The 14,614-nt window shown below is 40.1% G+C and carries 8 protein-coding genes; 3 read left to right on the top strand and 5 right to left on the bottom strand.

The annotated features are described in order from the left end of the window. Positions 1-409: 409 nt before the first annotated feature. On the top strand, positions 410-1,561 hold the full coding sequence (locus tag J8L86_RS13475; RefSeq protein ID WP_065108323.1) for a DcaP family trimeric outer membrane transporter: 1,152 nt from the start codon (positions 410-412) through the stop codon (positions 1,559-1,561). Between the two features lie 100 nt (positions 1,562-1,661). On the opposite strand, the gene J8L86_RS13480 is transcribed toward J8L86_RS13475, so the two are convergent. The 3 genes from J8L86_RS13480 to acs form a co-directional block, all read right to left on the bottom strand. Beyond that, on the bottom strand, positions 1,662-1,922 hold the full coding sequence (locus J8L86_RS13480) for a GrxA family glutaredoxin (RefSeq protein WP_211030803.1): 261 nt from the start codon (positions 1,920-1,922) through the stop codon (positions 1,662-1,664). A gap of 67 nt (positions 1,923-1,989) precedes the next feature. Beyond that, a complete protein-coding gene (locus J8L86_RS13485) occupies positions 1,990-3,747 on the bottom strand; it encodes a DEAD/DEAH box helicase (RefSeq protein ID WP_211030804.1) in 1,758 nt (585 codons plus the stop codon). A 222-nt stretch (positions 3,748-3,969) separates the two neighbouring features. Beyond that, a complete protein-coding gene (gene acs, locus J8L86_RS13490; RefSeq protein WP_055026328.1) occupies positions 3,970-5,922 on the bottom strand; it encodes an acetate--CoA ligase in 1,953 nt (650 codons plus the stop codon). Between the two features lie 187 nt (positions 5,923-6,109). Between acs and J8L86_RS13495 the strand changes: the two genes are divergently transcribed. Next, the gene (locus J8L86_RS13495) at positions 6,110-9,535 is read left to right on the top strand and encodes a PAS domain-containing hybrid sensor histidine kinase/response regulator (RefSeq protein ID WP_211030805.1); all 3,426 of its coding nucleotides are present in this window, start codon (positions 6,110-6,112) and stop codon (positions 9,533-9,535) included. A gap of 39 nt (positions 9,536-9,574) precedes the next feature. Beyond that, entirely contained in the window at positions 9,575-10,177 is a 603-nt protein-coding gene (locus J8L86_RS13500; RefSeq protein ID WP_247663405.1) for a glutathione S-transferase family protein, read from the top strand. A gap of 131 nt (positions 10,178-10,308) precedes the next feature. Here J8L86_RS13500 and J8L86_RS13505 read toward each other — a convergent pair whose 3' ends face one another. Further along, positions 10,309-11,190 (bottom strand): NAD(P)-dependent oxidoreductase, encoded by an 882-nt coding sequence (locus J8L86_RS13505; RefSeq protein WP_055026325.1) that lies wholly within the window; start codon positions 11,188-11,190, stop codon positions 10,309-10,311. A 374-nt stretch (positions 11,191-11,564) separates the two neighbouring features. Beyond that, positions 11,565-14,543 carry a TonB-dependent receptor gene (locus J8L86_RS13510; protein WP_055026324.1) on the bottom strand — a complete coding sequence of 993 codons (2,979 nt, stop codon included), beginning with the start codon at positions 14,541-14,543 and terminating at the stop codon, positions 11,565-11,567. Positions 14,544-14,614 lie beyond the last annotated feature (71 nt).

Genomic DNA, 14,614 nt, shown 5'->3' on the forward strand with positions numbered 1-14,614 from the left:
AGGTTCGAATCCTTCACGACCCACCACTTTTCTGAAAGTGAGATTGCCTGTTCGGCTTTAATTCAGTTCTTCTATTGTCCTACCGTTTTTAATCTATTCATATTCAAGCTTTTTTAATTTATTCAGCCTTACTATAAACTCAACTCTTGTATGTTGATGTTGTACTTTTTGTCAACTTTATCGCCTCATGAATAAGTATTCTTTTGTTCACAAGAATACTGCTTAGCTATTAATTTTACTGGGCAGTCTTAACGTATTCAAATTGCTAATGTTATCTACCATTTAATTGCAAACCTGCTAATCATTTTAGCTTTTTCTCATCTACTTTTGTCTAATAGACCTATTGCTAATGTTGCTTGTTTGTTAAGTGGGTCATATTGCTTTAGATGATAAGAACAGGGAGAGCATGATGAAACAAGCAAAATATGGTTTATTAATCGGTTGTTCAATGCTGGCATTAAGTAATGTTAGTTATGCAGATACTGATATGCAGTTTGGGGGCTACGTAAAAGCTGATGTGATGTTCAGTGACTATGGTAATGGCGCACCCGATTCAGGAAGTTTATCTCGTCAATTTTATGTGCCTGGTACTATTTATGGCGAAGAGGGTAATGGTAAACAAGTTGTCGATTTTCAGGCGCGAGAGACTCGTTTTAATTTTAAAACGGTTTCAGATTTTGATGGTCATAAGTTAACAGGTTTTATTGAATTAGATTTCATGACTCATACTGACGGTAATGAACGTGTATCTAACAGTTATTCACCACGTATTCGACAAGCTTTTATTAGTTATGATAACTGGACAGTCGGTCAAACATGGACAACGTTCCAAAATCCTGGCGCATTGCCTGAAAACTTAGATTTTGTTGGTGCAGCCGAAGGTACACCTTTTGTTAGACAAGCGATGATTCGCTATACAAATGGTGGATTTCAAATAGCAGTCGAAAACCCGGAAACGACTGTAAATAAATTTGGTACGGCAACACGACTCACCAGTGGTAGTGGCATTGTGCCAGATGTTGTTGCTCGTTATAACTTTAAGACAGAAGGCGGGACTGCTATTTCTGTGGCTGGTATTTTACGTCAATTGAATGTTGAAGAAAATGTTGATGGGCAGGCGGTAGATTCAACTGAAATGGGTTACGGTGCGAGTATTGCCGGTATTATCCCGGTCGGAAACGATGACTTTAAATTCTCAGCAACCTACGGTGAAGGCCTAGGGCGTTATATGGCGTTGAATTATGCCAATGCTGGTAATCTTGATGCTAACGGCGAAATACAAGCGATAAGCTCTTACGGTGGCTATGCCGCTTACCGCCATTGGTGGAATGACAAGTGGCGTACGAGTGTCACTGTGTCAGCATTTAAAGCTGATAACGATACCATGCTATCGAGTAGCTTAGTAAATGCTGAGTCTTACTCAAGTTATATTAACTTATTGTATTCACCAACCAAGCCTTTGACCTTTGGTGTTGAATATATGTACGCGAAAAACGAACGTGAAAATGGAAGTGATGGTGATCTAAGCCGTATTTTGTTCTCTGCTAAATACGTGCTTTAAAACCTAATAATTTTCTAAGGTAGCATTACGACATCAAAAAAGGGTTAATTCATTGAATTAACCCTTTTTTCATTTGTGCATAATTGATTTTTTAATCTAATTAGCCCAATAAGTTGTTTGAACGTACATATTGTTCAAATTCAGTGTAACCACCAACATGCACTTCATCGACAAAGATTTGCGGCACTGTTTCAACAGGCTTGCCAACCGTTTTCTCTAAATCAGCTTTTGAAATACCTTCAGCGTGAATGTCGACATACTTGAAATTAAATCCGTCACGCTGTTCAGTTAATTTTTCTGATAGTTCAACAGCACGAACACAATAAGGGCAGCCTGGACGGCCAAAAATTACAACAAACATAGTGACTCCTTTTTTTGATTTGACGATTTATACCATAAGTTTTATCGAATTGATAATTTGATTCAATTCAAACAAAACTGTTTTCATTAATGGTTTTAAATCGTCCTTTATAATCAAAAAACTTTTCCACTAATTCCCACTTATGCTTTTGTTTTTTTAGTAACAGCAAATCAGGCGTTTTAAAATGTTTCTGGTGTTCAACAACTTGTTGAGGTGATGAGAATTGTGGATGTTTCATCCCAGGCGTGAGCGAGTGTGGAGCAATAAAAATTGCATATAAGGCGCGCCGCTGAGCAGGTGTTTCCATTCTAAAGCTTTCTTTAAATTCATTAGCGTCAATATCGAAATATTTCACTATCAGCTTTTTATTATCTTCGATGAGATGCATCTCTTGGCATTTGAATAAATGATGATGTTGAGAGGATAAAACTTGTTTTAATCGTTTATCTGGATCAATGAGTGTTGACAGGCATGTTTGGCAAATGCGCGCTGCAATATCATTTTCAGCGCCACAATCAGGGCAGGATTTAGAGCGAAACCTGAAATCACATTGCTGATGTGTATCCTGTTTTGTATCGACTAACCCTTGGCAGCGTCGTCCGAAGTGTTCAACAATATCACCGTCGGCATCGACAATACCCCAAAAAGTATTAGCAAACTGGCAAACGGGGCAGTGTACTTGTACTGGGACAGATTTACTGTTGGGTTTGACTTGGCCAACTTCAGGAAAATAAAGATCATATCCATTAGCCGCATAATCAATGACTAGGCAATCCTCTTTGTCTTTTGCTAAGCGTAAGCCTCTGCCAATCATTTGCTGAAATAAGCTCACAGAGGCCGTAGGCCTTAAGATAGCAATTAAATCTACATGGGGAGCATCAAAGCCTGTAGTAAGTACCGCTACGTTGACAATGTATTTAAGACTTTGCTGCTTAAACCGTGAAATAATATCATCACGCACTGTATGAGGGGTGTCAGCGGTAATTAAAGCTGCACTATCATCGAGTAACTTCATTATTTCTTTTGCATGACGCACTGTTGCCGCAAATATGAGCACGCCTTTACGGTGTTCTGCTAGTTGCACAACCTGCTTAATTATTGCTGTGGTAGCTCGGCCTTGATGATCTAATAAATCATCGACTTCTTTTTGTGGATATTCGCCTGTCTCTGAAGGGGTTACCTGGCTAAAATCATATTGTGCGCTTAAGCCATCGAATATCTTAGGTGCTGTTAAATACCCACGTTTAATGAGTGGCCGCATGGGCAATTCAAAAATACATTGTTCAAAAATAGGTTTTTCTGTGTTGCCGACTTTACCGTGATAATGATGGCGAAATATCCAGCCTAGTCCTAATCTGTATGGTGTTGCCGTTAAGCCTAGTAATTTTAGTTGCGGGTTATTTTTTTTCAGATGATTCAATAACTGCCAATACTGACTATTTTCATCGTTACTAACACGGTGACATTCATCAATAATAACCAAAGAGAAAGTTTGGTTAAATTTTTCAGGTGCCCTAGCAGCTGATTGAACGCTAGCCACAACCGTTTTACCTACCGCTTTTTTTTGGTTTAATCCAGCTGAATAGATACTGGCATTTTGAGTCAGTAATCCCACTTTTTCTGCATTTTGAGCGACTAGCTCTTTAACATGAGTCAATATCAAAACATTGCCTCTAGCTATTCTTGCAAGTTCTGCTATCACGATACTTTTACCAGCACCTGTTGGTAATACTAATACAGCGGAGTCATTACTTTGCTTAAAGTGTTTTATAGCGGCATCAACAGAATCTTGTTGGTAATCACGAAGGGATATTACAGCTGTCATAGGTTTTTATCGTTATTGAATAATGTTCAAAGTAATAATGAAATTCATCGCATTCACGGAGCATACATTGCTAGTGATATAAATGGTTACTCTAGCATGAAATAAAGCCCTTAATTTAGGCGGTATAAAAAATTGATATAAAAAAGCCCCCTCAATTGAGGGGGCAACGAGAATCTGGTTAGGATTTCTCAAGGTGGGTAGGACAGTTAATTGATTAGGATATTATTCCGCTTTATTCAAGCGTGATTCTATCAAGGTATCGATTACCGCAGGATCTGCAAGTGTTGAAGAATCACCTAAGTTTGTTACCTCGTTTGCTGCAATCTTACGCAAGAAACGGCGCATGATTTTGCCAGAGCGAGTCTTAGGTAAACCACCAGCCCATTGAATCAAATCTGGGGTAGCTAACGCGCCGATTTCTTTACGAACCCATTGTCGTAAGTTTTGACGAAGCTCTTCCGTTTCTTCAATACCTTTAGTTAAGGTCACATAAGCGTAGATACCTTGACCTTTGATGTCATGGGGGTAACCAACTACTGCGGCCTCAGCAACTAGCTCATGTGAAACAAGGGCACTTTCAACTTCGGCGGTACCTAAACGATGACCGGATACGTTAATAACGTCATCCACACGACCCGTGATCCAGTAATAACCGTCTTCGTCACGACGGGCACCATCACCAGTAAAGTACATGCCTCGGAAAGTTTTAAAATACGTTAATGCAAAACGGTCATGATCGCCATAAACCGTGCGCATTTGGCCTGGCCAAGAATCGAGAATGACCAAATTACCTTCAACTGCACCATCTAAAATATTACCCATGTTATCAACTAGGGCTGGCTGCACACCAAAGAATGGGCGAGTCGCAGAGCCTGGTTTAGCATCGGTTGCTCCAGGAAGTGGGCTAATTAAGATACCGCCAGTTTCTGTCTGCCACCAAGTATCAACAATTGGGCAAGACTCATGGCCAATGACTTCGTGATACCAGCGCCAAGCTTCAGGGTTGATAGGTTCACCTACTGAGCCCATTACACGAAGCGAACTGCCATCAAAGCCGTCAAATTGCTCTTTGCCTTCAGCCATCAGTGCACGGATTAATGTCGGTGCGGTATAAAGAATATTCACTTTATGACGATCAATCATTTCACCTAAACGCGATGGACCTGGAGAATTAGGTACACCTTCATGAATAAGAATCGTTGCACCATTAGCCAGTGGGCCATAAACCATATAGGAATGGCCAGTAATCCAACCGACATCGGCAGTACACCAATAAACCTCGCCTTCTTTGTAATCAAATACATATTCGTGTGTCATTGATGCATAAACCATGTAACCACCGGTTGTGTGCAGCACACCTTTAGGGTTACCAGTTGAGCCTGATGTATAAAGCAGGAAAAGCGGGTCTTCAGCGCCCATTTCTTCGGCTTGGCAATGCTCTGAAGCTGTTGCCATTACATCGCTCCACCAAATATCACGACCTTCAACCCAATCGATATCTCCGCCTGTGCGGTTGAGTACGATAACTTTTTCGACGCAATCAACATCTGGATTATTCAGTGCATCATCAATACTACGTTTAAGAGGAATTTTACGACCACCACGAATACCTTCGTCGGCAGTAATCAATACTTTTGATTTGCCATCAATAACACGAGATGCAATGGAGTCTGGAGAGAAACCTCCAAATACCACTGAGTGAATAGCGCCAATGCGAGCACAAGCTAACATGGCTACAGCAGCTTCTGGCACCATTGGCATATAAATCGTGACGACATCGCCTTTACAAACGCCTTGGCTGCGAAGTGCATTGGCAAATTTACACACATCAGTATGTAACTCACGGTAAGTAATTTTACGCTGTTCATTTGCATCATCGCCTTCCCAGATAATGGCAACTCTATCGCCATTTTTTTCAAGATGGCGATCTAAACAGTTTGCAGAGGCGTTTAATGTGCCATCATAAAACCAATTGATAGACAGGTTATGATCATCAAAAGAGGTCTTTTTGATTTTGGTGTAAGGCTTAATCCAATCGATACGCTTACCATGTTCTCTCCAAAATCCTTCTGGATTTACCACTGATTCTTGGTACATTTTTTTATATTTATCGTTATCTACCAGTGCATTGTTGGCGAAATCTGCTGGTACTTTATAGAGAGACTGCGAGCTCATAGGGCTTCCCTTTGTCAAAATTAGCGTTACGAGAGTATTGTCTGCAAGGTGAGGTTAACACTATTAGACCTTGGTCTAGTTTTAAAATATCCTTAATATTTAACCTGTTGCGCATGTTAGCATGACATATTCGTGAAACGGTTTTATTGCACAAATATTAAGCATAAAAATAATTAAAGAGAATGCTATGAATTTGACCTTAGTCGTTGCTGTAATTGCAATTTGCTATGTTTCCTTGCTGTTTATCTTAGCGTGGGGAGCTGAACGCTGGTTTAGTAAAATCACCAAAAAGGTGCAAGTGTGGATATACGGCTTAAGTCTAGCGGTTTACTGTTCGTCGTGGAGTTTTTTAGGCACGGTGGGGCAGTCTGCTAATGCTTTGTGGTCTTTTTTACCGATTTATTTAGGGCCTATTTTGGTTTTTACTTTAGGCTTTGGCATGCTTCGTAAGATAGTCGCCATATCAAAAGCGCAAAATATCACTTCTGTTGCAGATTTTATTGCCGCGCGCTATGGAAAATCTCAAACCCTTGCTGCAATTGTGACACTTATTGCTTTATTTGGGATCATGCCTTATATCGCTTTGCAGTTAAAAGCGATGGTCTTTAGCTTGAATTTATTTCAACCTGAAAACATGCCATTAAATGATGTCAGCGTCCCCATGGTCATGACATTTATTTTAGCAATCTTTGCTATCTTATTTGGTACACGAAAGCTTGATGCAACAGAGCATAACCCTGGAATGATGGTCGCTATTGCTTTCGAGTCATTAGTGAAGCTAGCTGCTTTTTTAATTGTTGGCTTTGTGATTACTTTTGGCTTTTTTGATGGGTTTGGTGATATTTGGCAACAGGCGGCAGAAAAAGACATTATTAAACATGGCTCATTAAATATTACTTCTTTCTTGCCTGAGATGTTTGTGGGTGTTGCCGCATTTTTATGTATGCCAAGGCAATTCCATGTCATGGTGGTGGAATGTGCTGAAGAGTCTGTACTTAAAAAAGCACGTTGGATATTCCCATTATATCTCGCCATGTTTGGCTTGTTTGTGGCGCCATTAGCCTTAGCTGGCACATTATTGCTCGGCGACAGTGTGGCCGCCGACACTTACGTGATTAATCTTCCTTTAGCACTAGATCAACCGGTACTGGCGGTGATTGCGTTGTTAGGTACATTATCTGCGGCAACGGGTATGGTAATTGTTGCTGTGGTAACGATAAGTATTATGATCAGTAATGAGTGGATTGTTCCGTTCATGCTACGCACAAATAAAGTGAGTGGAACTAATTTTAATCAATTTGCTCGTTTTTTACTTAATGCTCGCCGTCTTGCCATCGTTATTATTCTTTCATTAGGCTATTTAAGTTACTTATTGTTCGGTAATAGTGAGTCATTATCTCATTTAGGACAATTGTCATTCGGTGCTTTCGCTCAGCTTGCACCAGCTTTGCTCGGTGGATTGTATTGGAAGTACGGTAATCGCTCTGGGGTATTCTTAGGCTTAGCGGTTGGGTTTTCTTTATGGTGTTATATCTTATTTGAAGGCAGTGTTGGTTTAGGGCAAGAAACAGGCTTATTAGCCTCAATTAGCCCAGAGGTTGACGATACGCTTATTGCCCTATTAGCTAATATTATTTGTTATATATTAGGCTCATTATGGTTTAGAGCGGGTGTCGCTGAGCGTATTCAAGCTAGCCATTTTATCAATCCGGGCTCACTTCAATCTGATTCAAACAAAAAAGACGCTAACAGAAAACACACTGCCATTTCCCAGCAAGACTTGTTAATTCTCGCCAGTCGATTTGTCAGCCCAACTAGAGCATATGAAAGCTTTAGTAAGTTCTCCCCAGATGCTGTGCGTAGTGATTCATGGCATAAAATGGCTGACCAATCTTTAGTGTCACACACAGAGCATATGCTTGCTGGGGTATTAGGTGCCTCTAGTGCCTCTTTGGTAATGGATTCAGTATTACAAGGTCGTGACTTAGCCCTTGATGAAGTATTCAGTTTGGTAGATGAAGCATCATCTAAGATTATTTTAAGCCAAGATATGCTTAGAGGCGCAATTGAGCACGCTTATGAAGGCATGAGTGTGGTCGATAAAGATTTGAATTTAGTTGCTTGGAACTTTAAATATGCTGAGCTGTACGATTACCCTGAAGGTTTTTTACAACAGGGCATGCCAATTAGCGAGGTGATCCGTTTTAATGCTGCCAGAGGCTACTGTGGTGAGGGAGACATAGAGTTGCAAGTCGATATACGCGTGCAACATATGCGTAATGGTACTGAGCACACATCTGAGCGGCAGCGAAAAGACGGGAAAGTGATCAAAATTCAGGGCAACCCAATGCCTGATGGCGGTTTTGTGATGACCTTTACCGACATTACTCAATATCGCAAGCAAGAGAAAGCCTTATTAGAAGCGAATGAAACATTAGAATCTCGAGTACAAGAGCGTACTTATGAGCTCGCGATGCTCAATAGTGAACTCCTTGAAGCAAAAGCCCAGGAAGAAATGGCGAATGCCTCTAAAAGTCGTTTTTTAGCCGCTGTTGGGCATGATTTAATGCAGCCTTTAAATGCGGCTCGTTTGTTTACAGCATCGCTTGCACAATATCCGAATTTGGATTTGGAAGGAAAAACCACGCTTTCTCATATTAATAATTCACTTCGCACCGCTGGCGAATTATTAACTGACTTGCTGGATATTTCTAAATTAGATTCAGATATGGTAGAGGTGAATCGTCGAGATTTTTCTCTTGGAGAATTACTAAATGGCTTAGCCGTTGAATTTGAAGCCATGTCTGCTGACAATCAAATCAAATTTAATATGATGCCGTGTAATGCAACGATTAATTCTGATTTATCCCTATTAAGACGGGTGTTACAAAACTTTTTAACCAATGCCTATCGCTATGCAAAAGGCGGAAGAGTATTACTTGGTTGTCGTCATCGTGGTGATTTTATTGAAATTCAAGTTCTTGATACTGGTTGCGGTATTGATGAACATGAAACGCAAGAAATCTTTAAAGAGTTTAAACGTTTAAATCATCCAAGTAGTCGCAACGTTAGTGGACTAGGGCTCGGCTTAGCTATTGCTGACAGAATCAGTAAAGTGCTGGACCATCAAATCTTAGTGACATCAAAGTTAGGACAAGGATCGGTATTTTCTATAATGGTGCCGTTGGGCAAAACGGTGACAGAGAAAGTCGTGAAACCGGTACCGACGCCAACTCAGCCTCTAGCAGGGGTGAAAGTGCTATGTATTGATAATGAAGAAGCCATTTTAGCGGGACTTGAAAGTTTACTGACTCGTTGGAAATGTGATGTTGTTTGTGCCACGGATTTGGCTGATGCACGCATTAAATTAGGCCTCAAAGGGGTAGCTCCAGATATCGTTTTAGCAGATTATCATTTAGATAATGATCAAAACGGTGTGGATGCAATGGATGGAATTCGCTCTCGATACGGTGAGCATTTGCCGGGCATTTTAATCACTGCTAATACCAACAAAGATCTCATTGATGATGTACAAAAGCGTGGCTATCACTACATGGCTAAAATGGTGAAACCTGCTGCATTAAGAGCGTTGATTTCAAGCCTAGTAAAATAGGTGATGAAATAGTGAGATTTAACCAAAGCAAGGATGAAGATGATAACTGTATATGGTGACGTAAAGTCGGGAAATTGTTACAAGGTAAAGTTAACGTTAAGGTTACTAAATCAAGCTTATCGTTGGCGAGATATCGATATAATGGCTGGTGAAACTAAAATGGCAACATTTTTGAAAAAATCACCTCAAGGGAAGCTGCCTATTATTGAGCTTGATGATGGAAGGGTGCTGGCAGAGTCAAATGCCATTATAGGGTATTTAGCAGAAGGGTCTGGGCTGATACCGACTGATGAGTTTGATAAAGCATTAATGTATCAATGGCTTTTCTTTGAGCAATACACCCACGAACCTTGTATAGCCGTTGCTCGCTTTATTCGCCTTTATCAGAACATGCCGATTGAGCGGCAAGCTGAATATGATCTTTTACACGTTAAGGGTAGACAAGTGTTGAGATTACTAGATGAACAGTTAGCCAACAAAGCCTTTATCTTAGGAGAACAATTCAGTTTAGCCGATATTGCCTTATTTGCTTATACCCATGTCGCCCATGAAGGTGGCTTTGATATAACGCCCTTTGAGAATATAAGGCAGTGGTTGAGTAATGTTGAACAACAGCCAGGCTTTGTCGGTATGCAAGATTAATTACATTGATTTTTAGAACATGCGACTAGAAAAATAAAGCCCCGTATCAAACTAGATAAGGGGCTTTTTAAACTCAGTTAAACGGTGTAGCTAATAGAACAATCAATCTTTTAGGAATATCGATGTCGATATTATTTTTCTAACTTACTGAAATAATCAAAAATGACAGGAACATCATTTTGACCTAAACCTGCATCTACCGCTTCTTGTAAGCTAGTAGAAGTGCCCTGAGCAATAAGAGATTTAGTCCCTAAGTCTTCGCACATTGCAAGGAAATAACCTAAGTCTTTATTGGCATTTGCAACTGAGAAGCCAAGTTTTTCTTCACCGTCGACAGCATAGAACTTACAGAATTGCATGAACGGCGAGTTAGAAGGACCTGCTGACATGATGTCAAATAACTGCTGTCCATCAACACCTGCAAGTTTTGCCACCGCAAATGCTTGCGACATGGTTGCTACCGTTGTCATACCCATGAAGTTATTAATTAATTTAGTTGTATGTCCTGCACCTAAAGCGCCTAGGTGGAATACATTTTCGCCTTGCTCTTCTAGTAATGGTTTCACTTTATTAAAAGTATCCATGTCACCAGCAGCCATAATGTTAAGTAGGCCGTCTTTAGCATGTGCAGGTGTTCTGCCTAAAGGCGCATCAATCATGCCGACACCTTTTTCAGCAAGTGCAGCACCAATTTTTTTAGTCGAAGAGGGGATAGATGTACCAAAGTCAACTAGCACAGAGCCAGGTTTAATACCTTCTAATACGCCATCATCGCCGTATACAATTTTTTCTACCACTGCTGATGTCGTTAAACAAAACTGAACAACATCACTGGCAGCAGCTAACTCTTTTGCTGATGTAAAAGCAGTTGCATTGCCACGGTCAATAACACGTGCAACAGCTTCAGCGCTTAGATCCATTACATTGACTTGATAACCTCTCTTTTGTAGGTTCTCAACCATGTTGCCGCCCATAAGACCAAGGCCGATGAAACCAATGATTGGCTTTGTCATATCTAACTCCTAAAATTTTTATATATGTTTATCTGAGTAACAAAGATTGCTCAACGCTTAATAGTGCTAGTCAATTAGCTGCATGGATTAACTGTCCATTTTTGAATATGCAATTAATTGTTTTACATGCTCTATTCTATTAAGTATTTGTAAATATTATCTAAATCGAGCTTATTACCAATATTAGTTAATAATAAATTTATTGTCAACCAATTTGTTGGGTTTTGGTTTACCAAAAGTTAAATTGGTAAGTTAACCTGTGAAGCTAAGTTGTGTTGTTATGTAATTTCGCTAAATTTATTGTCATTAATGGAAAGGTGATTGTTGAAGAAAGAGCCTACCCGTAGCGGAAGGCTCTTATTAAGTGTGGCTTATTAGAATCTAGCGCGAACTCCAACAGTATAGCGACGATCTGATTCACTGTACTTCCATACCGAATCTAGCTCTGTAGTGTATTCAATTGGTTCCCCAGTTAAATTCACAACATTACCAACAACAGTGAAGTGTTCATTGATATCCCAACTTGCAGAAAAGTCGAATTGACCTCGAGCTTCACGGTAGTTGTTACCCACAGTCGCATCAAAGTTATCTGCTGATGGGTCATTTTGGTTAAATACGTTATAACCTAATGCACCAACTGTTTGAACGCGTTTCTCTGCTTGAGAATATAAGTAACGATCGCGCCAGTTATATGCTAGACGGAATTGAAGGTCGTCATTTTCCCAGTACACTTGACCGTTAGCTGTATTCTCTGAAATATTTAGCAGTGGGTTGCCGTCAGGTTGCTCACTATCAGCATAGGTATAGTTGGCATTGACACCAAACCCAGACCAGAAACCTGGTAAGAAGGTAAACTGTTGTTGATAAGCTAGCTCAACACCTTTTACTTCACCGCTGCCACCATTAACGTCAGTATCAACAACAATACCTGTTCTGCCCGCAGCTTTTTCTGAGTCAACGTAGGCTAAACCTTGTGCCTCGGTCGCAAAGTTTACGTCACCTTGGCTTTGACCTGCAGTATCCAGTAAACAAACGTTGCCCCATTCAGTCGTGTTTTGGCCATCTACAGTACTTGGGTCAGCTAAACAGCTGCTGTCTGTTTGTGTAAATGAATTGACGTCTTTATAGAAAAGTGCAGCTGAAACAATGCCACCATCACCAAAATAGTGTTCAACAGATAAGTCATATTGAGTCACACGGTATGGTTCTAGTTGGTAAGAACCTTGAGTACCCGTCACTAATGAGTTATCAATTGATAATGCTGGGCTTAGCTCATCAAAGTCTGCACGACGCATAACTTTTGCAGCAGCAAAGCGCATTAAGGTTTCATCTGTAAGGGTATAGGTCACATTCAAGCTAGGGAGAAAATCTGAATAATCGTTTTCGCCAGTATCAAGAATTTTGTTGCCATTGGCATCAACAGAAGCAACAACGCTAGACTCTAATTCTGTTTGAATATAACGACCACCAAATACAGCAGTTAAATCATCAAAATCCAAATGGAATTGAGCATAGATAGCGCTGGTTTTCTCGTTAATTTCTTTATATGCACCATTATCTTCTACCATGTTGTCAGCTAATGAGCCGTTCATGGCATAAGAAGTACCTTGCAGCATTTGTTGAACTAATGCGTAAGTGGCTTCAGTGTTCTGTAGTAAATCAGCATCATAAACATTGTAAGTCATTAAATCGTTTTGACCATTTACACCTGTTTGGTCAAATGAATTACTCATGTTAACGATTTTCATGCTGTCAGCCAGTACAGGATTATCAATCCAAATAGGGCTATAGAGTCCGTCAGCATTGGTTGCTTTTTTATAAGAATCTTTAAGGGTAGTGTTGCCGTTGATAGGTTTTAGGTCATAGCGGTTGGCACTATAATCTCGGTCAGTAAAGCGCACACCAGCTTTTACCGCTGATACCCAATCTACACCAATGTCAGAGATTTTGAAGTCAAAGCGTAATGCTTGTTCTTCATTGTCAGTTTCAAGTGTTTTATGGAAGAATTCACGAAATACTAAGTTATCAGGGTTAGTTAACATACCTGAATCAGCATATGTGTAACCAGGAATGCCACTGCCCGTAAACGAACTACCTGTACTGGTATGTGTTACAAGATCAAGGGTAGGATCTGTACGTTCAATTGGTCGTAAGTTAAATTCATTTGCTGTTTGTTTTTCTTTAGATTTTGATATTGAGTATTCAGCAGATAATTCAATGTTATCAGTGATAAACCACTCACCACCTAGGGCATGAGAGGTGGTATCTGATGTTGTAAAGTCACTCCAAGTTTTTGGAATTACAAGGACACCATCTAAATCGTAATTATGTAGCTGACCGTTAGCGTCATAGTAAGAATCACTTCTTGCTACAGAGCTACCACCCACATCTAAGATAGAGTATGCAGATTGGCCACCATCAAGTTTAGTTGCATTCAAATCAAGATAAATGTTGGCTTCAGCACTAACAGGTTCCCATTGTAGTGAAATACCATAAGCTGTACGTTCACGTTCTTCTGTTTTTTGCTCTAACGTGCTTTGCGTTCTACGTAAGTATTTGCCATTAGGTCCACCTGAGTCATCAACAACGCCGTCACCGTTAATATCGATGTTATCGAGCAAATCAACTTTGTTGAAATATTCATCACGGCGTAGTTCACGGTCTAAATAAGCAAGGTTAGCTGAAGCACCAAATGTACCTGCATCACCTAAATCCCAGTTATTACCAATACCAGCTGAAAAATTTGGTGCAGTATTTTCTGTTTTATCTGAATATTCGCCATCAAGCGTAATTGCCACAAGCGGTTCTGACAGCTCTAATGGACGAATAGTTTGCATGTTTACCGTACCACCTAAAGCCCCCTCAATCATGTCAGGTGTAGGTGATTTAATGACTTCAACTGTTTTCAAAAAGCTTGAAGGAAAGTCATCCAATCCAATACCGCCACGACCAGCACCTGCAGTAGAGCGACCATTAAGTAGTATCAAGTTTTCAGATACGCCTCGAATTGTTACTGACTCACCCACCCCGAAGTCAGTTCCAATAGAAACACCTGTAATTCGTTGCAGGGCTTCTGCAATGTTATTATCAGGTAATTTACCAATGTCTTCTGCAACAATAGCATCGACAATACGATCATCGGCTCGCTTTAGTAAATTAGCTGCTTTTAAACTGCCAAATATCCCTTTAACTGCAATGACTTCAATTTCGTCTGTTTCTGCATTTTGAGTTTCAGCATCAGCAGCGAAGGTCGGCATAGACAGTAGAGCTGTTAGTGTCGCACCAAAAATCGTTATATTAGTTGATTTATTTTTAGTCGCACTAAACATTGCACTTATTTTGTTGAGCTTCATAATTCCCCCGAAAATTATTCCCTTTGGTCTTGCCTTTTTTGGTATGACCAATTGTTGTTATTTTAAACAAC

The organism is Shewanella sp. MMG014, from assembly GCF_018100775.1.
Classification (GTDB): domain Bacteria; phylum Pseudomonadota; class Gammaproteobacteria; order Enterobacterales; family Shewanellaceae; genus Shewanella; species Shewanella japonica.